We start from the raw sequence: 25,504 nt of genomic DNA on the forward strand, positions 1-25,504 counted from the left end.
CCTTAAATGATATTCATGCAAGTAAATGAACCAAACCAAAAGTAGAACTCGTCCAACAGTAACAAGAGAATCATTCTAAATAAGTTTTTAGTATTACCTACTCAGTTAAAGTATCGTATCTCAATTGAAACTGGTAGATTAAACTACTCTCCATCCATTACTTGTACATCCAACTGAACATCCAAATTAAGTTCATTTCGTCGAAACTCATCACGTGTTACTTTCGCCGTTTTGTGATCTCCTGTGTGGCTCCAACCTGGAGGCATTATAATGTACAGCAATTTATTTTTTAGGCCAGGGGCGCCTATTACATCTTTTACCAAGCAAACGATTTCACCAAAATAGACATCAAAAAAATTGCCTGAGTTCATCTCACGTGTTATACCATATTCCAATTTTATGCTCTCTTCTTCATTTTGATAAGTGCCAAAAACCTTATCCCAGATATTGAGCAGATTGCAAAAATTGGTATCCATATACAATGGATTTTTGGCATGGTGTACCCTGTGGTGCGAAGGGGTCAATATAATATTATTCAAAAAACCAAGCCTACCATCTTTTAAAAAGTTTTCTCCTATATGGATAAACGCTCCCCATGTACCATCAATGAACATGATTAAAAACAACAGTTCAGGTTGAACACCCAATAAAATACATACCGTAGTGCGAATGGTATCGGCATATGGCGCTTCGAGGAAAAAATGGGCATGGGTAACGGACAGATTCATATCTTCCGGAGCATGATGTGTTGAATGAAGACACCAAAAAAGCCTAACTTTATGGCCCCAGTAGTGATAGAGAAAATGTCCAAACTCCCAAACAATATATCCATAAATGAACCAATACCAAGTTAATTTGGTCTGAAATGGGGCAATAGGTTGCAATAATCCAATAATAAGGGTTACCATTGCTATCGCTATAAACCTGCCCACAAACCTATTGAAAATGTAAATTAGGAAATTGACCTTATATACTTTGGTCTGAGGTTTTTTGTAAATAAAACCCAGAATTAACTCCAATAACAAAAGTAACGGAATTATAGGGTAGATTAAGGAGACTATTCCATCATAAGTCCTAAAGGCGGCATAATCACCAGATTTCAGAAGGTCCCAAGCCTGCGATACTCCCAAGAATCGAATGATTTCATTATATAATGTTTCTAAAACTTCCATAATTTTAAATATTGCAATTGATAATTGTGCTAACTTAAAAATGCTAGAGCCAAATTTTGATTAAGACTAATGTGAAATCTTTAAATTTATAGTTGGAATGTACCCTTCATTTCCTACAACCTTAAGAGTGGTAATTTCAACTCCCCATCTAACTACGTACTAGTTAATTGAATCATAACTGGACCCATCCACTCTTACCAACTTTAAATTTACCAACTCATTTTAGTAGTTATTTTATTGCCGATGATATTCCCGGCACCACTGTATTAAATAAATAATGAATCTATTCAAATCAACAGTTAAAAATCCCCACTCCTCAGGATATTCATTTACCCCAACATAACTGATATTTCAAATTGAATGAGCTTCACTCACAACAAAGCGTGCGATTATGTAATTCTTGTCAAATTCTAAATTAGTTGTTTCCTAGTATTTATTTTTCCTGAATATTAACTTGTTTTGAATGTATCTTAACAATGTGACAACTATAACTTAACAGAAGGCTTGAACCTAAAAGAGACTTACCAAACCAATTCTAATCTGGAACAAAAAAAAGGTACAAATTGGACGAAACTCATGAAGCCAAATATATCAACTTTATAAAATTCACTCAACACGAACCATTTATAATCATTTATAAAGTTATATCATGTGTACAAATAAACTACTTCAAGACTCTAAGCTCAACTTCAGAAGCCTATATATTAAATCCAATGTTAATATTGATTCAGTATTAGTTAAAAACTATTAAGAATGCAATAATCGAAAATCATAATTTTATCAAACAAAGATTGAAATACTAATGCACACCTGAAATTATAATGATCTGGTATTCAATATACATTGTAATATGATGAGGATAGATAAAAATTTTGCTTACCTAATACTTGTTTTAGTTTCATTAACTGCCTGTAACAATTATAAGACGGAAGAGTTAATATTGGCTGATAACACTATACCTGATAAAATAGATTACAATATACATGTGAGGCCTATATTGTCAGATAAGTGCTTTGCCTGTCATGGTCCGGACAAGGCTAAACAAAAAGCTGGGCTCCGCTTGGATTTAAGGGATGCGGCCATAGGCGAACTCCCAAAATCCCCTGGCAAGTATGCCATTGTACCAGGCAAACCTGCAAAAAGCCAACTTTTCAACCGCATCATAACAACTGACCTTTCCATTATTATGCCCCCAATGGAATCACATCTTGACCTCAGCTCCAAAGATAAGGCAATTTTGACAAGATGGATCGAGCAAGGAGCAGAGTATCAGGAACATTGGGCTTTTCAATCGCCAAAAAAATACTCACCTCCTAAACTGGAAAATAAGGAAATGGCCGTAAATGAGATCGACCATTTTGTATTGAAAAAACTAATGGAGAACGGCCTACAATTCAATAAAATAGCTGATAAAGAGGTGTTATTAAGAAGACTGTCTTTCGATTTGACTGGTCTGCCACCTCTGATGGAAGATTTGAACCAATTTATTTCAGGGCAAAAAACCTATGAAGAAATGGTTGACAATTATCTTCAATCTAATGCTTATGGTGAGAAAATGGCAGTAGACTGGTTAGATTTGGCGAGATATGCGGATACCCATGGCTACCAATCAGATGGTCCAAGGAGAATGTGGCCATGGCGAGATTGGGTCATCAATGCCTATAATAACAACATGCCTTATGATCAATTCATCAAATGGCAAATGGCAGGAGATAAATTTCCAAATCCCAGTCAAGATCAAATGATTGCTACAGGGTTCAACAGAAACCATTTAATCAATGTTGAAGGTGGCATAATAGCAGAAGAGTACAGGGTCGAATACGTGTTAGATCGAACAAATACTTTAGGCACAGCTCTACTAGGGCTAAGCTTTGAATGCGCACGCTGTCACGACCATAAATACGACCCAATTTCACAAAAGGAATATTATGAAACTTCCTACTTTTTCAATAGTGTTGATGAAATGGGACAAGGCCAAAGAGACGATGGGGAAGTACAACCTCCTTCAATGCTTTTAACCGACAAAGATATAGATAATATTCTCCTTTTTATGGACATGCAAACAAAAGAAGCTGAGAAAAAATTGGACAGTGTTCTTGACAACTCAACGGAAGAATATAAACAATGGGCCAATACCGTAAATCTAAAAAATTTGGTGCAGGGCCCTGTTCCTAACGAGATAGAGAGTTTTACTTTTGAAGATTCCAAAAATTTCAAATCAGTTGAGGGTATCAAGGGCAAGGCGGTTGAATTTGATGGAGAGGGTGGATTATACTATCCTGGAAAAATTGATTTTGATAGATACGACCCGTATTCCTTCTCCTTTTGGATCAAACCTCCAGAACCAAATGGGACCTACAACTTTTTTGCCAAGTCTACTGGCGAATATGGTGGATTTCGAGGCATAGAGATGCAACTTGTCGACAATCAGTTAGAGATGACATTGGCCCATAGGTATCCCAACAATTCAATCGGGGTAAGGACAAATGCCCCCCTAAAAACATCCGAATGGACTCATGTAGGCATAACCTACGATGGATCTAGCAAAGCTTCGGGCGCTCAAATTTTCTTCAATGGCAAGAAGCAAGAGTCTTTAGTGTTAAGGGATAATCTTCATAAGACCATAATACCACATACTTGGGATTCAAAAACGAAGACCTATGGCTATGTATTTGGCCACCAAGACAATGCACAAGGTTTTCCCGGGGGTGCACTGGATGAATTTAAAATTTTTGATTTTCAACTCTCCCAGATAGAAATAGGACTTTTGGCCGGTGACGAAGACTTAACTGCTCAAATAAGTTCCTTATCTCCAAAGGAACGTGAGGTTGACAAGAAGCTAAGGGAATTCTATTTTCTGCGGAAAAACAATAAAACCCACAACCTGAGAAAGGAATTGCTTGAAGTCCGAAAAGCCCAAAATGATACCCTTACCAAGATTCCGGAAGTTATGGTAATGAAAGACATTAAAGATAGCATTCGGAAAACGTATATTTTGGATCGTGGTAGTTATGACGCCCATGGCGAAGAAGTGGGTCCCGGTATTCCTAAAGTATTATTGGCCCCCGGTGCTGCCCCACCAAAAACCCGCATGGAGTTAGCCGAATGGTTGGTAGACAGCAGTAACCCTATGACTTCTAGAGTAACAGTGAACCGCTTCTGGCAAAATTTATTTGGAAAAGGCATTGTAGAGACTTCCAACGATTTTGGCAGTCAAGGCAGTTTGCCTACACACCCGAAACTTTTAGATTGGCTGGCAATCGAGTTCATTGAATCGGGATGGAACGTAAAATCTTTGATCAAAAAGATGGTCATGTCACAGACCTATAGACAATCCTCCAATATTTCCAAAGAGCTTTATGACAAAGACCCTAAAAATGAGTTGTTGGCCCGGGGGCCGCGACACCGATTGTCCGCAGAAATGATACGGGACAACATATTAGCCGCCAGTGGCCTATTGGTAAAAAAGGTAGGAGGACCCAGCGTTAAACCGTATCAACCAGAAGGGTTATGGCAAGAAAAGGCAACCTTTGTCGGTGAGAACAAATATGTTCAGGGTGAAGGTGATGACCTGTATAGACGAAGTATATATACCTATTGGAGGCGTACAATACCGCCGCCGTTTATGATCACCTTTGATACACCCGAAAGAAACCTGTGCAGCGTTAAACGCCAATCGACCACTACGCCCCTTCAACCGCTGGTAATGCTCAATGGACCGGAATACATAGAGGCCGCCAAGGTTCTAGTAGAACAAACTATGGCTTCCGGGGGCGAAAAAGTAGAAAACCAAATTTCAGAAATTTTTAGGTTGTTGACCAGTAGATCGCCTACCGATGAAGAGGTCACCACCCTGAAAAAACTTTATTTGGATGAAAAAACAAGGTTTGAAAACGAGCCACAGCACATAGCCGACTTGTTGGATATAGGGGCGTACAAATTGGACCTTTCCAATAAAAATGCCCAAGTGGCCGCAATGACCGTGATGACCAATATTATAATGAATTTTGACCCCGTTTACACAAAATATTAAAGTATGAGTACAGAAAAATCCATATTGCAAGGTTTAGGAAGGAGAGATTTTTTAGGTAAGATGGGAATGGGCCTTGGATCCGTAGCCCTCACTTCCCTCCTCAACCCCATTGATGCTTTGGCTGGAACAGGAATCGGAGGAAGAAATACAAGAGGAAATGGTGGCGCACTCCATTTACCACATTTTATCCCGAAAGCCAAAAGAGTCATTTACTTGTTTCAAAGTGGAGGCCCCTCCCAACAAGATATGTTCGACTACAAGCCCCTATTAAGGGAGCTCAACGGGCAGGATTTGCCCAATAGTGTTAGACAAGGGCAACGACTTACCGGAATGAGTGCTTTTCAAAATTCACTCCCGTTGGCCGGTAGCCACTTCGACTTTAAACAATATGGTAAAAGCGGCATGTGGGTAAGCGATCTTTTGCCCCACACCTCCAAAATTGTTGATGAGCTCTGTTTTATCAAATCCATGTACACCGAAGCGATCAATCATGACCCCGCCATCACATTTTTTCAGACGGGCTCCCAGCAGCCAGGACGACCATCCATAGGCTCGTGGTTAAGCTACGGACTGGGTAGTGATAATGAGAACCTTCCTGCATTCTCTGTGCTATTGTCAAGATCACATCCGTTTGGGCAACCCCTGTATTCAAGACTATGGGGAAATGGATTTTTGCCGTCCCAGCATCAAGGAGTTCAATTTAGATCGGGCAAAGATCCGGTACTTTATTTGGCCAACCCACATGGAATAACCGATACCTCCAGAAAAAATGCCCTGGATGCCTTGGAAGAACTGCATACCTTGAACGTTGACAAAATGGGCACACAGGAACTAAGCAGTAAAATCAGTCAATATGAAATGGCCTATAGGATGCAAACTTCTGTGCCAGAGGCCATGAGCATAGCAGATGAACCCGATTATATCCTTGATATGTATGGTCCCGAAGCCAAAATTCCGGGCTCATATGCCTATAATTGTGTATTGGCCCGTAGACTGGTAGAAAAGGATGTGAAATTTGTACAATTGTACCACCAAGGCTGGGACCAGCATGGCAATCTCCCCTCCGATATTAAAAAGCAATGCAAGAGTACGGACCAGCCTTCAGCAGCCCTGGTCATGGATCTAAAACAACGGGGGCTATTGGATGACACCTTGGTCATTTGGGGCGGTGAATTTGGCAGGACCAGCTACAGCCAAGGTAGACTAACCAAGGATAATTATGGAAGAGACCACCATCCAAGGTGTTTTACCATGTGGATGGCCGGGGCCGGAGTAAAATCTGGTTACATACATGGAGAGACGGACGATTTTGGATACAATATTGTAGAAAATCCGGTCCACGTACATGACTTTCAGGCCACTTTAATGCATTTGTTAGGCATAGATCATGAAAGACTCACCTATAAATTTCAGGGAAGACGATTTAGACTTACCGATGTTCATGGGCACGTTATAAAGGATATTTTAACCTAGAAATTTTTATATGGACATTGTTGAGTTTATAGGAAGGTTGCATCCACTTGTGGTACACTTGCCTATTGGGTTTCTTTCATTAGCCTTGGTGATTCAATGGGCCATGAGGAAGAACAAATCTAAATCACAAGAAAAAATAATTCTAATCATACTTGTTCTAGGGGCTCTGTCAGCAATAGTCGCTTCATTGTTCGGATGGTTATTGGCCGATAGCGGCGCATATGGTGGAGACACATTGGTGTGGCACCGTTGGTTGGGTATTGCAACTTGTCTTATCGCCATAATGGCCCCATTGTCAAAATACTTTCATCAAAAAAAACTGTATCAGGCCTGCCTTGTATCTATTGGCCTATTACTGTTCGCCACAGGACATTACGGGGGCTCACTGACCCACGGTCCAGATTATTTGCTGGAACCTTTCCAAGGCAACTCCCAAGGCGATTTGGCGACTACCTTAAAAGGTGTTAATCCAGATTCCGTGGTTGTGTACAATGCTTTAATACAGCCCATTCTGGAAAAAAAATGTTATGATTGCCATGGCTTTGAAAATGATATGGGAGGCTTGAACATGGAGTCTTATCAAAAACTTCTTGAAGGTGGTGACCACGGAACGGTCATCGCAACAGATTCATGGTCCAGTGAAATATTCAAAAGGGTGACCCTACCCACAACACACAAACTTTTTATGCCGCCCAGTGGTACACCTTTGGATTATAATGAAATCAATCTTTTAAAATGGTGGGTAGAACAAGGTGCCGATTCCAGTAGCACGGTTTCTGAATTGGAGATCAATACCGATGTGGAGAAAATTTTACTTTCCAACTATTATATAGATACCAGTCCAAAGTCTTATGTAGAAAAAGTACAGGTGCCCGCAGTTACAAAATCAACAATTGATGGGTTGACAAAAAATGGATGGCGGATAAATGAGATTGCTCAAAACACAAATTTATTGGAAGTCACCTATATCCAAGGTAACTCTTTGCCAAATAGAAAAATTGAAGATTTGAGTGAAATTATGGACAATATTACCTGGTTAAACTTGTCCGGGCTTAGTTTAAACGATAAGGATATAAGCACCATTTCAAAGTTCCAGAACTTAACAAGGCTTAATCTGGACAATAATGTGATTACGGAAAAAGGACTTCACCATTTGAGCGAACTAACCCATTTGGAGACTTTGAACCTCAATAAAAACCCCATTACCGGAGAGGATGCCAATTGGGTAAAGCCCCTTACATATCTTAAAAGGCTCTACCTATGGGAGACCCAAATAACTTCAAATGCCATAGAAAAGCTCAACAAATTACATCCGGAATTAAATATAATCTATTAACTACCTACCTATGTCAAACCAACATCATTCAAATAAGAGACGTTCATTTATTAAATCATCGGTCTCCGGAGCGCTCGGAGCCTCACTCATACCCACGTTGGGAAATGCTTTTGAAGGCAAAGAACAAATTGACTATACGAAAAACATGCAGGGTGAAGCTGGTATTATTGGCCATGGTGATTTTAGGTATAGATTGAATAAAGAATGGGGGACACAAAATCTTGCCAAGTATCCTGTCATGGATTGTCATGAAATGGTTCAAGACCAAAAAGGCCGCCTGTTGCTCTTGACCAACCACCCAAAGAACAATCTCCTTATTTACGATCGGTCCGGTAAGGTTTTGGATACGTGGACCCTTGGCCTACAAGGAGCCCATGGACTCACACTGTCCGAAGAAGGCGGGGAAGAGTTTCTTTATATAGCCGCAACCACGGACCATATGGTTTTAAAAACCGATATGAAAGGCAATATTCTGCTTAAACTGGAGTATCCCAAGGAAACCGGGAAGTACGAATCCGAGGAAAAATACGTGCCCACTGAAACCGCCATTGCCCCTAATGGCGACATTTATGTTGCAGATGGCTACGGTCTTGATTATATTATGCAATACGATGCGAAAGGAAATTTTATCCGTTATTGGGGAGGTAAAGGAGAAGGCAAAAACAATTTAGATTGCTGCCACGGGGTGACCTTGGATACTAGGGACAAAAAGAATCCAACGTTATTGATCACCTCTCGGTCAAAACAGGAGTTCAAACGCTTTACCCTTGATGGGCAACACTTGGAAACCATTCAAATGCCGGGCAGTTGGATCTGCCGCCCCGTAATCAAAGGCGAGAATTTATATTTTGCCGTATTGGTCACCAAAACCTGGGGTGCCTACGACGGCTGTATAGCCGTCCTGGACAAAGACAATAAAGTGGTATCAATGCCCGGTGCAAGTACCCCTAAATATGAAAATGGCCTGTTAATGCCGCCGCAATATGACGATTTCTCTTTCTTGAACCCCCATGACGTGTGTATTGATAACGCTGGGAATATTTATATACCCCAATGGATGTCCGGTAGGACATACCCATACATGCTTGAACGGGTATAGATTTGGTCTATTTTGACCCAAAAGCCATACTCAAGTAAAGTGTTTATCTTAAGTATTGAATAAAAGTCCGTTTAAATACATAAGTACCTATAGGGGAATTACCAATTGCCGTTTACAAGAATTGAGTAAGCTTCACAAAGATTTTCACCTTTTTGGCCAGGCTGTTTTTTGGCTAATTACGCAGCTAATTTTTCAAGATCAGGATTAGAACTCTTCCGTATTTACGGCCAAGCATAAATGAACCATTAAATCGGGGTGCACGGCCTTATTCCAAAATAGTATGATAAATATCCGAACCAATGAAATTGGCAGACTCACCTAAATGGCGTTGGATCCTGATAACTTCGTTCCACTTGACCATTCTTTCACTTCTTGCAAATGACCCAACCTTCAATTGTCCTGAATTGGTGGCCACAGCCAAATGGGCAATAAATGCGTCTTCTGTTTCCCCTGATCTTGCAGATATAACAGGAAGCCATCCTGCCCTTTGCGTCAAACGAACTGCTTCGATCGTCTCTGTTACCGTTCCAATTTGATTGAGTTTAATTAATACTGAATTTGCCAGGTCATGTTCAATACCATATTCAATACGGGTTATATTGGTAGTAAACAGGTCGTCCCCTATTATCTGAACCTTGGTGCCCATCTCCGTTTTAAAACGTTTCCAATTAGCTATATCGGTATCTGCAAAAGGATCCTCTATAGAGATTATTGGATATTTTTCACACCACGATTTCATAAGGTCGTAAAATTCGTCAGGGGTGTATATCTTTTTATCTAAAGGTAAACTATAGTGGGTACCATCATATAAATCGCTTGCAGCGATGTCCAATGAAATAGCCACATCCTCTCCGGGTACATAACCTGCCATTTGTATGGCTTCCAAAAATACTTCAAAGGGTTCTTCATTTGTCCTATAGTCTGGCCACCACCCCCCTTCGTCAGCAATACCTAATCTTTTCCCTCTAGCCTTCATTACTTCACCGGCGGCATGATATACATTATGGGTTATTTCAAGTGACTCTTCATAACTTTTTGCCCCGATTGCGATTACCAGAAAATCCTGAATATCATTAGCCCAGTCGGCATGCGCTCCTCCTCCTAGAATTTGGATCTCATTGAGAGGAATTAAATTTCCTTTTCCATCACCTAAATATTCATACAAAGGAACTCCTTTTGCATTTGCCCCAGCATTTGCTACTGCCATAGATACCCCAAGAATGGCATTGGCACCCAAACGCGATTTGTTTTCGGTACCGTCCAGTGTTATCATTTTCTGGTCAATACCTCTTTGATCAAACACCGAGTCCCCAACTAAAACAGAAGCGATTTCTGCCTTCACGTGAGATATTGCTTTAAACACAGATTTCCCCCTGAATTTATTCTTATCATGGTCCCTTAGTTCAAGTGCTTCAAATTGACCGGTAGAGGCTCCTGAGGGAACCAATCCATAACCCTTTATACCATTTTCCAAAGTGACTTCAACCTCTAGAGTGGGATATCCCCTTGAATCATATATTTGATAGGCATCAATTTGCTTTATATTCATAATTTTTTTTGTTTTTAATTAAATCCTTTTATTGCTTCCAGCCATCTGGCAACCAAAGTTTCAAAGTGACGTGTACCATTACTTAATTCTTGGTACACAAACTTTCTCAATTTTTGTTGTTTTTCCACATTTAGATATTCTACTGGAGACTTACCATCAACCCGTGCCATCATAAGTAGCAATAGCAAGTGAACCATTAAATGTTCAAATTCTCGATCATAAATATTACCGGAATGTAGTTGGTAGGCTTTCAATGCGGTTTTTGAAAGCTCCACGAATTCTTCCCCTTTATCCGGTGCATACAAAGCTTTCAGAATAAAATGGTTCAAAAAGAAAGCTACATCAAAAATTGGGTCTCCATACCAAGCCACTTCACAATCAAGTAAAACGACTCGTTCAGGGCTTACCAATATATTCTTGGGGCTAAAATCACCGTGTACAAGACATTTTTTCACAGCTGCCAAACGCTTGGCTTCATCATAAAAGTAATCTTTCAATTCCGGATGAAGTTCGGCTGTTTTAATTAAATAGGGCTCTATACGCAACTCACTAAAATTGTTCAAGGTATCAAAATCCCGTTCCACAATAGGGTCTCCAGCAGATTTACTATGGATTGTGCCCATGATACCACCGGCTATTTTAGCATACTCCAAATCGATCTGTTTTTTTAACAGCCGATCTTTCCAGTTTTCCAAACCGTTTTCAAGCATTTCCATGCAAAAAAAACAGTGATCATGATTAGTATATAAAATATTAGGGACCGCTTCTGGCAAAAAATCAGCTACATATTTTATATATTTTTGCTCAATACGGTTACGATTTACATCAGCGAACCATTCATCTTTAACTTTTAATTTTGCTAACGCTCGTTTGAGTACGAATTTTTTGTCCCCATTATCAATTAGCAATATTTCACAAGAAACTCCTCCACTCAAACTCTTTACTTTAACCGACGAAGAATTAAGAAATTTTTCCTCGATTAAGAAATCAATAAGTTCATTTTGGTTCATATATTTTTCAATAGGACGAAGTTTATATCTCTATGCTCGTTTTTACAGAAAGGAATTATTATACAAACAACTGTTTTTGACGACCTAAATGCTCTATTGTCAGCTCCACTTCATCACCTGGACGAAGATAAACTGCCGGTGTTTTTCCAAAACCTACACCTGGGGGCGTACCAGTGGTTATTATATCTCCAGCCTCCAATTGCATAAACTGTGAAATATAGTGTATTAAAAATGAAGGTTTGAATATCATGGTCTTGGTGTTTCCATTTTGCATTTCTTCACCATTTACCGTCAAGTTCATCTTGAGGTTCAAAACATCTGGAATAGCGTCCGGCGTCACCAAATAAGGCCCAACGGGACTAAAACCAGGACAGGATTTACCCTTGACCCACTGCCCTCCTCTTTCGACCTGAAATTCCCTTTCGGACACATCGTGCATAATACAATAGCCCCCAATGGCCTGTAAAGCCTCTTCTTCATTATTGGAATACACTAAGTCTTTTTTCAACACTATCGCCAATTCCACTTCCCAATCGGTTTTTTGACTACGTTTAGGAATGGATACGTCATCATATGGACCACAAAGCGTGTTCGTAGCCTTCATAAACAAGACTGGCTCGGTTGGTATCTCCATTCCAGCTTCTATAGCGTGGTCCGTATAGTTCAGCCCAACACAGAGAATCATATTAGGCCTAGAAACACAAGCCCCCCAACGTATATTACTAGGTACTTCGGGAAATACAGTATTTCCATCGTCTAACAATTTCTGTAATTCCTGTAATCCATTATTGCTAAAAAAGTCTTTGTTCCAGTCATCAAAATGTGCAGAACAATCCTTTCTTACCCCGTCGATCAAAACCCCAGGCTTTTCATTATTTTTTTCTCCAAATCTTACTAAGCGCATTCCTGTATTATTTAAAATTACGTATTAAGAGTTACAAACCCCCCATCAATTGGGTAATTGCTTCCTGTTATAAACGAGGCTTCATCACTACAAAGGTAAAGTACCAAAGTTGCAATCTCCATGGGACTGCCCATCCGCCCTATTGGTTGGGTCTTTGATAATTTCTCAAACATTTCTGCCTCCTCGCCGGGATAGTGTTTTTTTAAATACCCATCAACAAAGGGCGTGTGTACCCTACCAGGCGCGATGCAATTGCAACGAATGTTATCTTTAACAAAATCTCTAGCTATAGAGTATGTCATTGTTGTAACCGCACCTTTGCTCATGGAATAAACGAAGCGGTCCGGTAATCCAATGACAGAAGCAGCTGAAGCCATGTTGATAATGACACCTCCTCCAGTATTTTTCATTGGAGGAATACATGCATGTACGCAGTTATAAACCCCATTAATATTCACTCCTATAATTCTATTAAAATCTTCCTCAGAAGTGTTTTCCGCCGTTCCTATGTGTGCTATGCCTGCATTGTTGATCAATATATCTAATTTGCCTTCCTTCTCATAAATACCTTGGATTAAACCTTTGACCTGTTTTTGGTCAGATACATCGCATTTCAAAAAATGGGCCTGATACCCATTTTCACTTATTGTTGAAGCCGTTTTTTTTCCGGCATCATCATTTACATCCAAAATGTAGACAACAGCTCCCTTTTCGGACAATTTTTCAGAAATAGCTTTTCCTATTCCATCCCCGCCCCCGGTCACTACAGCAATTCTTTGTTTTAAACTGAACATTATATTTTCTATTTAAAGTTTTAATTCTAAAAAATCCTAGGTACAAATTTGATACTTAGAGATTCATGCTAAAAATGTACACATACTGGTGTTCCGCATTCCAAGACAGATTTAATGTTCTTAGTCGGCAATCCACTTTTATCATCCACCTCAAATGAAACCAAGGTATCTGATTCTTGATTTGCGCATACCAACCATTTCCCAGTGGAATCAAAATTGAAATCCCTAGGCTCCTTCCCATTTGTATCAAATCTGGTTTCAAAAGTCAGTAATCCAGTAGATTTATTTATGGAAAAGACAGCAATACTATTATGGGTTCTATTAGAGATATAAAGAGCATTATTGGAGGGATGCATCCGGATAGCCGAAGCTGACGGTACCCCCAAAAAATCTTCAGGTAGGGTTGTTTGATCATCCATTAGTGTCAGCATCCCTGTTTCTTGGTTTTGCTCGTAGGTAAGAACATGGGCATTCAATTCACAGATAACATATATTTTGGAGCCATATTTTCCAAAAACCATATGTCTAGGCCCATAACCCAGAGGAACTCTAATCCCCGTTACATCCGTAAATTTACCTGTGAGGTTTTTAGTATCGTGCAACCATATTTTATCACTTCCCAAATCACAGACATAAAGCCATTTACCATTAGGGGAAATTTCAGCGCAATGGGCATGGGATTTTTCCTGTCGCTCTTTATTTGGCCCATAACCGTGATACTGATAGACATATTCGGCAGGTGACAACATACCCTCCCTTATACTATGAACCGAAAGCTTACCATCTATATAGGAGGCAACGAAAACCTTATCAATTACTTCACTAACACTCAAATGACAGGTAGCCGCACCGTGGGTGCTTTGCGATGACAAGGGCCACAAGGATTCATCATTTTGTATGGCAAAGGATAATACATTCCCCGGATCGTAATATTCATCGGAAGCCACAAGCAATATTCTTTCGCCGTATTTGGCCAAATAGGTTGCGTTCACTATATCTTTGAAACCTCTTTTTTTAGATAGTACCCCAGTATTATTATTTAGGGAGCACAAACTTAAACCATCTTTTGTTCTTGCCGGGAAATACCCTCCCTGCTTTGAATATGACCCTACATAGAATAATTGTTCCATAGTCAGTCTAATTTTATTAAATCCACTAAATAATTCATTTGTCCATTTTTTTTAGGATGACCTTGAATATAGCACTCACACATCTGCATTTGTCTCATCATAAATTCTTACAACCTTATTTTGGCCAGAAAATCTAGCCGGGTTCTATACAAAATGAATGATTAGGTATTATTTTCCAGAACCCACCAATGCCTTTAAATACCCCATAGCAAAAGCCATACCTACATCCCAAGGGGCTTTACTGGTTACCTGGGGGGCATGATCAGGAATAAGCACGCCCTCAAAGTTATTCTCCTTCAGAATTCCAATTATCCTCTCCATATCTATATCACCATCATCAATAAATGACTCTTTATAATCAGGTACCTTTCCTTTTATATTTCTAATGTGTATATACCCTATTTTATTGTTTTTAGCAAAATACTCCAACGCCTCGTAAACGTCCGAATCAACCATTTCAGCTATGGTTCCCAAACATAATTCCATTACATGGTTTGGACTATTATTAAACTTCATCACTTCTTTGTAATGATCTGGATGAAACCCCAATCTTGGTTGTTTACGAACTTCTTTTAGTGGTGGGTCATCTGGATGCACCGCTAATTTTACCCCTGCTTCTTCTGCTACCGGTATCATTTCGGAGACAAAGTTCCGATACCGCTTTATAAGTTCCTCATGACTAATGGTATCCATATTTCCCGAAGGAGCATTTGTATCATACACCATATTCCACACCATTCCATTCGGAATAGGAGTTTGCAAAGCCTCTGAATATCCTTCCAGCCCCACAGAAAGTGCATTACCCCTGGCATAGGGACCTATGGTCCTACCGGCAACACCAGCCAATGAGAAGTTATATCCCATAATAGGTATCCCCGCCTTGCCCATATTGCGGATCAACTTTTTTAAATTTGCAATTTGCTCATCCCTTTTAGGACCGTCCAACAAAACATCATGCCAAAAGCCTGGGCTAAAATTCTCCAATGCCTCTAGCTTTAGCCCGTGAAAAGCCATATCTTCTTTTAAGGAATTTAATTCTTCGAAGGACCAAATTTGGCTTTCCTTGGCTATACCCCAACCTTTATTGACATTTCCCAGTGGCTGATCTTCCGCCCCCGTATCACTTTGATGGAAATAGTCTGTTAAATGTGCAACTATATGGGTTGCCCCCAATTGTTTTGCCATTTTATAATAATCATCATTCAGCATATGACTATATAATCCGAATCCTATTTTCATTGTGTATGTTAGATTAAGTTTAGTTCCAATTTTCAGTTAAGTACAAGAAAAACCAATAACTTAGTATTAGGCTTGAACAAACCTTTTATTTAATTATTCTGGATATTTCCTAGTGTTTATCTCTTGACCAATATCCAAAAAACATTAACCATCAAAATTTGGCTGCAAGTTATATATTTAGCAGCCCCCCTTTTTACTTGTTTTTATCCTTTTTTGAATGGATATTAACATTGATATTTATTTTTGATTATATTTAAAAAAAATTCAAAATATTGTCACTATTAAGCGGCCCGCAAAATGAAAGCCTCATTCTACAAAATAATATTTGATAAAGAAACACCGTTTAGATGCACTTATATCGATAAACCCAAATTTGACCACCCCTGGCATTTTCACCCTGAATTTGAGTTAACCTTAATTCTTGAAAGTGAAGGGATTCGATATATTGGCGACCACATTTCTGGATTTAAAGCGGGAGACCTGATATTGGTAGGATCCAATTTACCGCATTTATGGATGAACAATGAAAATGAGAAAGACCATTTAGATAATAATGGAAATAGGAGTCGTAGGATTACTCTTCAGTTTCCGTTGAATTTTATGGATATTATATTTAAGGATGCAGAGGAACTAGAACCATTAGCTCAACTATTTAAATTGGCCGAAAGGGGAATATCCTTTTCCAATAAAACCAGTATTGAAATTGCGCCATTATTACTGGATATCAATAAAAGAAAAGGATTGCGAAAATGGGTAGCAGTATTTAATTTACTCTTTCAACTTACAGAGGCAAAGGATTACACCCTTTTGGCTAGTAATGGCTACACCCCTCAACTAAACACAAAAGATTCAGATTTGATGAATCGAATATTCGATCACATCAGAAATAATCTTGAAAATAAAATTTCCCTTCAAGATATGGCAGATATGGCCTGTTTAACCAAGCCCTCCTTCTGTCGCCTTTTCAAACAGAAAACAGGAAAATCATTTTTTGTGTTTTTAAATGAATATAGAATTAATAACGCAAAACGAATGTTGTTGGAGGATAAGCGGCTATCCATAAGCCACATTGCTCATAAATCGGGATTCCCCAGCATACAGCATTTTAATTCAAAATTCAAAGAATTAAACAACGGGTTAACACCTTCACAGTACACAAAGAATAAAGCGATATGAAACATTTCTGGACCTCTACATTTTATTAAACATAAATTCCATAAAAAACCCACCTGCACACCCCCGCCGATTTAAATTCTAAATTCCCTGTTTAAACCATATTGGTTAATATTCATTCATAATCAGAAAACAACACGTAAAAATTAAGCTCCCAAACGGTTTATTTTTGCTTGGTAGCAAGATAATGTTAGGAAGCAAGGAAGATAATTTTTTTGTTTCAAAATTCAACTAAGTTAAGATATGTTGGAGAACGCTCATTTAGTTGACTAAGAACAATAGAAACAACTCTGAGAAACAGTGCAAAAGTACTACAGTTGTTAAGAATTCCTATTTCAACAGAGCAATACAGAATTAAATCCATTTCGCATTTTTAGGCAGACTTAAATGACAAATTGCGCTGGATGTGTCAATACCATATTATGGGTAGATAAATATTATAGTAAACAAACTAAAGAAAACCCAGCAGATATTAGGCTGGGAATTAATTTACCAGAAGAAACTGCAATAAGCAGTATTGCAAAAATAGGAGATGACAGAGATATGTAACCGTTTCAAAGAGATATAAATTTTTTATATAGTGAAATGGCTTGGAATGAAGCATATCCTATCCTTACAAAAACAGATTCGATTATTAAAAAAAATTACGTTGTGAATTTTGTAGAATATAAAATTGCAGATGGCAATATGATTCATATGGATAAAAATTAGAATTCCCACTAGAATGGCCCAGTTTTAGGTTACCACTCATTGATAATACCTCTAGACGGTGAGACATCGTCAAGGAAAAAAATATATAAATAAGAAATTGGATTGAAACTTAATATTATGACAATCTAAAAAAATGATAGAATTAAAAGGAATATCATGGGATCATCCACGAGGATATGAACCCCTAATTGCGGCATCAAACGAATTCACCAAAGAGAATTCTAAGGTTTCGATTTTTTGGGATGTACGTTCGCTAAAAGAATTTGGCGATATGCCCATTGAGAATTTAATTGAATCCTATGACTTGATTACAATAGACCATCCCTATATGGGGCAAGCTGATAATAAGGGACTTTTAGTTAATCTGGAAGAATATATTTCCAAGGATAGATTAGGAGTTTTGCAAGAACAATCCTTAGGAGATTGTTTCAATTCTTATGAATACAACGGACACCTATATGCGTTACCCATAGATGCTGCAGCCCAAGTGGCGGCATACCGTAAGGATATCATATGGGAATTGGGCTTGAACTTACCATCGACCTACAAAGACCTTAAAACTTTTTATGGTAAAGTTCCCAATGGTTTCTCGGTGGCATGGGCCTTGTGCCCAACCGATTTATGGTGCTCCTTTTTAACACTTTGTGCCCAAAACAGGGGTGCTGGTTTTATTGAGAACAGGGTTTTCAATAAGGAAGTGGGAAGCATGGTATTAGATGAGATAAAGTATCATCTTGAGTTTCTTCATCCGGAATCTATACATTGGAATCCCATCCAAGTTCTGGATAAAATGGGAAACGGGGAAGACCTACTCTATTGTCCGTATTTGTTTGGTTATTCCAACTATTCCCGCGAAGGGTATACGAAAAACGTAGTACATTTTACCGATAGTCCATTTGGTGAACAAAAAAATATCTCAACACTACTTGGAGGCGTTGGGTTGGCGGTATCTTCGAAATCCAATTATCCGGATATAGCGACCAATTTTGTGGAATTTGTTGCGGGATCTGAAATACAAGAAGGAGTATTTACATTAAATGGAGGACAACCCGGAAATTTGATTGCTTGGCAGAATGAGAATAACAATGCTTTGTGCAATAATTTCTTCAAAGACACCCTTTCAACCATAGAAAAAGCATACGTTAGACCAAAGCATCCTGGGTGGAACGAATTTCAGGATCAAGGATGCTTTTTATTGCATGAGGGCATCCTAAAAAATAGGCCTTCGCATAAAATTATGAATGATTTGAACGAACTATACAAATCAATCTATTGCCTTTAGGCCGAAGTAGAAATTCAATGGAAAATATATGCTTTAAACCGCTTTAACAGCTTGCATATAAATTTTAGAACAACTAATAGAAAAATAAATATTAAAGACTCTCAATGATATGAAAAAATGTAAATTGTCAATATTAGCTTTAATTGCTTTGATTTGTGCAAATCAACAGGTATCAGCACAGACTATACCAACTCCTGCAGAGCCTGAATACTACGCCATGAACAGCCAGCAAATGGCCTTTGATGACTACCAGACCTTGCTCATCAACTATCGTGGTTTTATAAGTCCAAGACAGTACAGCGTAACACAGTTCACGAATGTCAACTTCTTGCCCATACAGTCCGAGTTCTACCATTTTAACCTAAACTTTCACGACAAGGCTACCGGACGATTAATCGAGGATGATGTTCCTGTTAAGTGGAAATCATGGATAGATGACCGCGGAAGTTATGATCCACTTGGCTCCAACTTCAGACCAAATTCTCCTTCCATCGTGGTTACACAAGACGAAAATTGGCAACCCAATTCCAGTCATAGGACAGGGACATTTCACAAAGAATACGACCAAAAATGGGTAAGTTTCTCGTTGGAAAGCTGGACGAACGTCTCATTCAGTGACGATGAGGTATTTATCAAACTGATTCTGACCAACAGAAATTCCAAGGATTTGAACATGACCCTCGAGCCCAACCAAGTTGCCGAGCAAATGTTGGTACGTGGCAAAGAGGTTGCTACTGAAGTTAACAAAATTGACAGTTTTACTGTTGGAAGCGAAGGGGCACGTGCCCGTGTTTCATCCAATATAGAAACTGTCAGTGACAAAGGATTTGAAATAAGTATAAAGCCCGGTGAATCCAAAACCTACTATTTCGCTATTAAATTTTACCAAACGGACCAACCTGATCCAGAAATAGTTCAGACAGACATTCTGAAACGCATGGAAGCTGCTGATAAAAAGACCCGGGAAATGCTTTCCTGGGCCTACTCCAAGCTACCCCAACTTAAAAGTTCCAATAAGCAATTGGAAGAATATTACTATCGCTGTATGCTGTCGGTTTTAATGAGCCGTTATGAAAACCCCAATTACATTTCCGATGTGTTTTGGGCAGTAGGCACATGGCCTTATACTATTAGCTGGGATACCTCCTATGCTTCGGATGTTATTGCCATGCTAGATTCTGAAAGCCTAAAACAAGCCATTTTAACCGATTTTAAAGAAGTGCAGTTAAAAAGAACTTATGTGGGATGGAATGGCGCCAAATGGGACAATCTTTACATTCAAGAACCATTTGCACTTCAAATAATGATAGAGGCCTACATTCGCCATACCAATGATTATTCAATTTTTGACGAAATGGCGGCAGGTCTTTCCGTTTGGGAATGGATGCAGCGATGGGTAACCGAACTTCAAACCAATTATACCAACAAACTTGGTCTGATCGATGTGGGCTACAATACTGAAAAGATTATTGAAATACGGACCGATGGGTACAACCACGCCATTCCAATAACCAACACCTTGACCATTGATCTATTGTACACTATGTCCGATTGGGCGCAAAAAAGAAATGAGAAAAAACTAAGTCAGACTTATGTAAAGGATGCCGAAAAACTGAATTCCTTGGTCAACAAATATATGTGGAATGAGAAGGAAGGATGGTTCGACAACCTTTACCCCGATGGAACAAAGGGAACCATTTGGACGTTTCATCTTTTTGATTTGTTAGGTGCAGATTATTTACCTGATTACCAAGTAAATAGACTAGTCAGTCACCTCCAGGAAGGCGTATTTTTAGGGAAATTCGGGGTGTATTCCATAGCTCCAAAAGACAAAGTCCATTGGGATATGATTGATTCTGATTGGGGCGGTGGTGGCCAATATTTAGGATTACCCGGTAGAGCTTCAAAATACCTTTATCAACAAGGGTTTGCCGGAAAGGGCTGGGATGTCCTCAAAAGACACATAAGGTCTATTGATCATTTCCCATATTTGCCACAAAATGCGCGAACTGATAGACCTGAACAAGACCGTTCTTCCATGCCCTTAGAGATTTCGGCAGGTGCCGGAATGGAAGCTATTATATTCGGGACCTTCGGTGTAAAAATGGAAGGCAATACTTTAACGTTCCAACCTATCAATAATGAGGACATAGGTACAGCTCAAATGAAAAACATTATGTACCGAGGAAAAAGCTATGGGGTTAAACTTGAAAAAAAGACTTTTTCGGTATACGAGAATGATACCCTTATTGAAACTAAATTCTACGGGGAATCGGTAATCATTAACCTTTAACTCTATAATTTAACAATTATAATAATATTATAAACATCAGAAACTATCAATGAAAAGACTTATTAAAACAGAAAAATGGGCAAACTTACCAATGCGCCCTGGGTTTGGCTCATTTATGCACCCTACAGAAGAGAAGCTTACGCTCATTAAGCAATTAGGCGTTGATGAGATTATTTTGAACATGTACAAGAACAACCTTATTGATACTAATTTTGATTCTTTACCGCTACCTGGTGATCATCAATGGGAGTATAAAGATTTGTTGATGCTTCGTAATACCGTGGAAAATGCGGGTATTAGATTACTAGCCTTAGAAAACATGCCATGGACGTTTTATGATAAAATAATGCTGGGACAACCAGGTAGAGATGAGCAACTAAAACACGTTCAAGAAACTATTTCCAATATGGGTCGTGCAGGTATTCCGGTATTGGGATATGCATGGACACCTACAGGTGTTTGGCGTTCATCCACGACTTATAGAATTAGAGGAGGGGCACAAGCTATGAGTGTAAATCTTGAAGATTTTAAGAATGCACCACTATCCCATGGCCGTGTTTTTTCAGAGGAAGAAATGTGGGATTACTATCAATATTTTTTAGAAGGTGTATTGCCAGTAGCTGAAGAAGCAGGAGTCACCTTAGCACTTCATCCAAACGACCCACCAGTACCAAGTTTGGCCGGTGTTCCACAATTGTTTAGAAGTTTTGAAGCATATAAGAAAGCGATGGACCTTGTAAAAAGTGAAAACCATGGCCTACAGTACTGTTTGGGTAATTTTTCTGAAATGGGAGAAGATATTGATGAGGTAACTGAATATTTTGGAAAACAGGATAAGCTAATTTATGTACATTTTCAAACCGTTTCCAATGCCATTTCTGATAATCTTCAAAAGTTTAACGAAGTGTTTGTTGACATGCCAGGATATTATGACCCAGTTAAAGTACTGAAGAAATTAAAAGAAGTTGGTTTTAAAGGAATGATTATGCCTGGACATGTACCAAAAATTATAGGAGATGGTTCTTGGGAAGAAAGAGGAAGATCTTTTACCATTGGCTATATCAAGGGTATAATGGCTGCATTGGATTAACACCTGAAAATGTTTCCTGGACTCATAAAATTATGATTCTAGTAACAAATTACAGTCGCAATAAAGAAATGAGAATATAATTTGGAACAGACAAATACCAAACGAATACGTTAACAAATGAAAAGTAATGTGAATTTTTTGGCTTTAATCGCTGCGCTAGGTGGTTTTCTTTTTGGTTATGATACAGCAATAATATCTGGAACCATTGGTTTTGTGAAGACCCAATTTAACCTGAGTACGGTAATGGAAGGTTGGTATGTTAGTTCCGCACTTATAGGTACAATATTTGGCGTTTTAGTAGCTGGGATAGTTAGTGATAAATATGGCCGAAAGAATATGCTTATAGCATCCGGACTGTTTTTTGCAGCTTCTGCCATTGGATGCACGCTGTCTACTTCCTTTGACAACTTAGTTATATATAGACTCCTTGGAGGAATAGGGGTAGGGGTTGCATCCATGTTATCCCCACTCTATATTTCTGAAATTGCACCAGCTAAAAACCGTGGTAAATTGGTTGCATTGTATCAGTTGGCAATAACCTTAGGTATTTTGTTCGCCTATTTTGCCAATGCTTATTTATTGTCTGTTTCAACTTCAGACAGTTTTAACACAACAAGTGGTTTGGGGCATAAAATATTTGTTACTGAAGTATGGCGGTCCATGCTAGGCAGTGAAATTATACCAGCTGCTGTTTTTCTTTTGCTATTATTGACTATACCCAAAAGCCCAAGGTGGCTAGCAACTAAAGGAAAAACGGTACGCGCTAAAAATATCTTGCTCCGGTTTATGACAGAGGATGAAGCAGATAACGAAATTAAAAATGTTGAAGAAGTGCTTTCAAGAAAATCTATCGGTATTAAATCGGTTTTTTCAGGACCCTTTAGACTGGCAATGATTATAGGAATTTCATTGGCTGTCTTAAGTCAACTAAGCGGTATCAATGCCATAATTTATTACGGCCCAAAAATTCTTGAGGAAGGTGGTCTACAGTTAGGTGAAGCATTAGGAAGTCAAGTACTCATTGGTTTGGTTAACGTATTGTTTACTTTTATTGCACTTTGGAAAGTAGATGATATTGGAAGAAAACCATTGTTGATATATGGGATAATAGGAATACTGATATCATTAATAGTAGTAGGTCTATTATTTTATTTTGATGTGAATAACACGTATTTATTAATGACCTTTATACTTGCTTTTCTTGCCTGTTTTTCCTTTTCTTTTGGTCCAGTTTTATGGGTTTTGCTTTCCGAAATATACCCACTGAAGATTCGTGGAGCAGCTATGTCCATAGCTACTATGGCTGTTTGGGTGGGAGCCACTTTTATAGGGCAAATGACCCCATGGCTATTGGAAAACCTTAAGCCACATGGCACATTTTGGTTATTTGCTGCATTTATGGTTCCAGCACTTTTTATGGTCATAAGGATACTACCAGAAACAAAAGGAAAAACTTTAGAGGAAATTGAAAATTATTGGTTAAAAAGAAATTAAAATGGGACGATTAAAAAATAAAGTCGCAATAGTTACAGGAGCCGCCGATGGTATCGGCCTTGCTATTAGCAGAGCCTTCGCAAAAGAAGGGGCCATAGTTGTAATGGCTGACATTAATGATAAAAAGTGCAGGCAAGAGGCTGATGAGCTTTTAAAACAAAATCAACATGCATTACCACTATTTTGTGATGTTGGCAATACGGATTCGGTAAATGAAATGGTCAAAACCTGTATAGAAAGTTTCGGCAAAATTGATGTTCTTGTAAATAATGCCGCTATTTCCATTTCCGGAAATATTACCAAAATGCCCGATGAGGACTGGGACCTGCTTATGAATGTAAACCTAAAAGGGGTTTTCAGATGTACAAAAGCCTGCATGCCCTATATGCTTTCTGTCGAAATGGGAAGTGTTATAAATATAGCCTCAGGCCAAGCCCACCGAAGTTGGGATGATTGGACCGCCTATGCTACCGCAAAAGGAGGTATGATTTCCATGACCAATCAATTGGCAGGCCAATTTGGGAACAAGAACATTCGCTTCAACACTATCTCCCCTGGAGCGATATTGACTCCCATGGCTACCGAAAGAATTAAAACAGAGGGAGAAAAATACAGCAAAGAATCGGAACGGCAAGCAGCAATGCTACGTTTCGGAAAACCTACGGAAGTAGCAATGGCTGCTGTTTTTCTAGCTTCGGACGAGTCTAGTTTTATAACTGGTGATGACATGAAAGTGGATGGAGGTCTATGTACCCTACCCCGATACATGGGATAATTTTTTTTTGAAAATGAATCCTAAGACTCCTATTCTAGGTTGTAAACATCGGATTTGTCTAAAATATTGAACAAAGAGGAATTTAATTATTTCTTTGTCTATTCAAAGACCTAATAAAAACTCCTCTTTGTTATATTGCCAGTTTACTGATTTAAAATTATGATGTCCAAATGAGATAAGGCGTCAATATGGTAACAGAATATCCAAACAGAATCCATTTATTTTCTCCAAACCGACTGTATTAGAAGACCTAACTCCGTCTGCTCTTCTTGGTTCAGATAATAAAATTCATAATCCCCCAAATGGGTATTGGCATCCTCTGTAATTAAAACTTCGGCATCTGTTGAAAGTGCTATATTATGCCAACATCCCTTAGGAATATTATACAATTTTTTTGGCGCCAAATTAATAACCTCGAAAGAAAGCTCCTTATTATTTATCTTGGCGGCAATTAATACGGCTTGTCCTGCCATCAATAAGAATGTTTCATCAGTGTTATGGTGAACATCAATTTTTTTAATTGCATCCGGCGCTAGTTCCGGCATAAAGTTTAATTGTGCAACTTGCCACTTTGGGCCAATTAGATACGGATTATAACCTTTACCACTATGACTATACTCTTCTATAAGTTTTTTACTATTTTTCATGGCTTACTTGAAATATCGGCAAATTTAATCATTCAATGAACTGATCAAAAAAGATGCCTAGCTAAAATTAAACTTGTGGCAATTACTTCTATTTATATATCCAGTATTATATTTCTGAATTGCATTCGTTGATAGAGACCAAATAAATATTAATTCTTTTATAATGGTTGCAAGTTATATATTTGGGAGAAAGGCTCCTTCATAGTTTTTAACCTTTTTAGAATGGATATTAACATTGAATAGATTTTTTAAGTATATTTAGAAAAAGTCAGGTTATTTCTTTAATCATTCCACTTTTAC

At 38.6% G+C, this 25,504-nt stretch carries 18 protein-coding genes; 10 read left to right on the top strand and 8 right to left on the bottom strand.

Annotation, left to right across the window (positions count from 1 at the left end; translation table 11 throughout):
* Positions 1-143: 143 nt before the first annotated feature.
* Positions 144-1,172 carry a sterol desaturase family protein gene (locus B9Y87_RS14670; protein ID WP_085499730.1) on the bottom strand — a complete coding sequence of 343 codons (1,029 nt, stop codon included), beginning with the start codon at positions 1,170-1,172 and terminating at the stop codon, positions 144-146.
* An 850-nt stretch (positions 1,173-2,022) separates the two neighbouring features.
* Between B9Y87_RS14670 and B9Y87_RS14675 the strand changes: the two genes are divergently transcribed.
* The 4 genes from B9Y87_RS14675 to B9Y87_RS14690 are packed head-to-tail and all read left to right on the top strand — an operon-like array spanning position 2,023 to position 9,113.
* Positions 2,023-5,205 (top strand): DUF1553 domain-containing protein, encoded by a 3,183-nt coding sequence (locus tag B9Y87_RS14675; protein ID WP_085499731.1) that lies wholly within the window; start codon positions 2,023-2,025, stop codon positions 5,203-5,205.
* Between the two features lie 3 nt (positions 5,206-5,208).
* Positions 5,209-6,678 (top strand): DUF1501 domain-containing protein, encoded by a 1,470-nt coding sequence (locus B9Y87_RS14680; RefSeq protein ID WP_085499732.1) that lies wholly within the window; start codon positions 5,209-5,211, stop codon positions 6,676-6,678.
* 10 nt (positions 6,679-6,688) lie between these two features.
* Complete coding sequence (locus B9Y87_RS14685; protein WP_085499733.1) at positions 6,689-8,014, top strand: c-type cytochrome domain-containing protein; 1,326 nt, start codon at positions 6,689-6,691, stop codon at positions 8,012-8,014.
* A gap of 10 nt (positions 8,015-8,024) precedes the next feature.
* Positions 8,025-9,113: an NHL repeat-containing protein gene (locus B9Y87_RS14690; RefSeq protein WP_085499734.1), complete on the top strand. Its 1,089-nt coding sequence runs from the start codon at positions 8,025-8,027 to the stop codon at positions 9,111-9,113.
* A 265-nt stretch (positions 9,114-9,378) separates the two neighbouring features.
* On the opposite strand, the gene eno is transcribed toward B9Y87_RS14690, so the two are convergent.
* The 6 genes from eno to B9Y87_RS14720 form a co-directional block, all read right to left on the bottom strand.
* Positions 9,379-10,662 carry a phosphopyruvate hydratase gene (eno, locus tag B9Y87_RS14695; protein ID WP_085499735.1) on the bottom strand — a complete coding sequence of 428 codons (1,284 nt, stop codon included), beginning with the start codon at positions 10,660-10,662 and terminating at the stop codon, positions 9,379-9,381.
* A 14-nt stretch (positions 10,663-10,676) separates the two neighbouring features.
* Positions 10,677-11,672, bottom strand: a complete 996-nt coding sequence (locus B9Y87_RS14700) for a phosphotransferase family protein (protein WP_085499736.1) — start codon at positions 11,670-11,672, stop codon at positions 10,677-10,679.
* 58 nt (positions 11,673-11,730) lie between these two features.
* Positions 11,731-12,576, bottom strand: a complete 846-nt coding sequence (locus tag B9Y87_RS14705) for a fumarylacetoacetate hydrolase family protein (RefSeq protein ID WP_085499737.1) — start codon at positions 12,574-12,576, stop codon at positions 11,731-11,733.
* 17 nt (positions 12,577-12,593) lie between these two features.
* Positions 12,594-13,370 carry an SDR family NAD(P)-dependent oxidoreductase gene (locus B9Y87_RS14710; protein WP_085499738.1) on the bottom strand — a complete coding sequence of 259 codons (777 nt, stop codon included), beginning with the start codon at positions 13,368-13,370 and terminating at the stop codon, positions 12,594-12,596.
* A gap of 68 nt (positions 13,371-13,438) precedes the next feature.
* Positions 13,439-14,500 carry a lactonase family protein gene (locus B9Y87_RS14715; RefSeq protein ID WP_085499739.1) on the bottom strand — a complete coding sequence of 354 codons (1,062 nt, stop codon included), beginning with the start codon at positions 14,498-14,500 and terminating at the stop codon, positions 13,439-13,441.
* Between the two features lie 168 nt (positions 14,501-14,668).
* Positions 14,669-15,739, bottom strand: a complete 1,071-nt coding sequence (locus tag B9Y87_RS14720; RefSeq protein WP_085499740.1) for a mannonate dehydratase — start codon at positions 15,737-15,739, stop codon at positions 14,669-14,671.
* 297 nt (positions 15,740-16,036) lie between these two features.
* Here B9Y87_RS14720 and B9Y87_RS14725 point away from each other — a divergent pair, with 297 nt between their 5' ends.
* From B9Y87_RS14725 to B9Y87_RS14750, 6 genes are all read left to right on the top strand, one after another.
* On the top strand, positions 16,037-16,915 hold the full coding sequence (locus tag B9Y87_RS14725; protein WP_085499741.1) for an AraC family transcriptional regulator: 879 nt from the start codon (positions 16,037-16,039) through the stop codon (positions 16,913-16,915).
* A gap of 841 nt (positions 16,916-17,756) precedes the next feature.
* A complete protein-coding gene (locus B9Y87_RS14730; protein WP_085499742.1) occupies positions 17,757-18,905 on the top strand; it encodes an extracellular solute-binding protein in 1,149 nt (382 codons plus the stop codon).
* 109 nt (positions 18,906-19,014) lie between these two features.
* Complete coding sequence (locus B9Y87_RS14735) at positions 19,015-21,198, top strand: glucosidase family protein (protein ID WP_085499743.1); 2,184 nt, start codon at positions 19,015-19,017, stop codon at positions 21,196-21,198.
* Positions 21,199-21,247: 49 nt separating this feature from the next.
* Positions 21,248-22,288: a mannonate dehydratase gene (locus B9Y87_RS14740; RefSeq protein ID WP_085499744.1), complete on the top strand. Its 1,041-nt coding sequence runs from the start codon at positions 21,248-21,250 to the stop codon at positions 22,286-22,288.
* Between the two features lie 117 nt (positions 22,289-22,405).
* Positions 22,406-23,782, top strand: coding sequence for a sugar porter family MFS transporter (locus B9Y87_RS14745; RefSeq protein WP_085499745.1), 1,377 nt, complete (start codon positions 22,406-22,408; stop codon positions 23,780-23,782).
* A 1-nt stretch (position 23,783) separates the two neighbouring features.
* A complete protein-coding gene (locus B9Y87_RS14750) occupies positions 23,784-24,557 on the top strand; it encodes an SDR family NAD(P)-dependent oxidoreductase (RefSeq protein WP_085499746.1) in 774 nt (257 codons plus the stop codon).
* Positions 24,558-24,775: 218 nt separating this feature from the next.
* Here the strand turns inward: B9Y87_RS14750 and B9Y87_RS14755 are convergent, their stop codons facing one another.
* Positions 24,776-25,204, bottom strand: coding sequence for a hypothetical protein (locus B9Y87_RS14755; protein ID WP_085499747.1), 429 nt, complete (start codon positions 25,202-25,204; stop codon positions 24,776-24,778).
* Positions 25,205-25,504 lie beyond the last annotated feature (300 nt).

The sequence above is a fragment of the Arenibacter troitsensis genome, assembly GCF_900177645.1.
Classification (GTDB): Bacteria; Bacteroidota; Bacteroidia; order Flavobacteriales; family Flavobacteriaceae; genus Arenibacter; species Arenibacter troitsensis.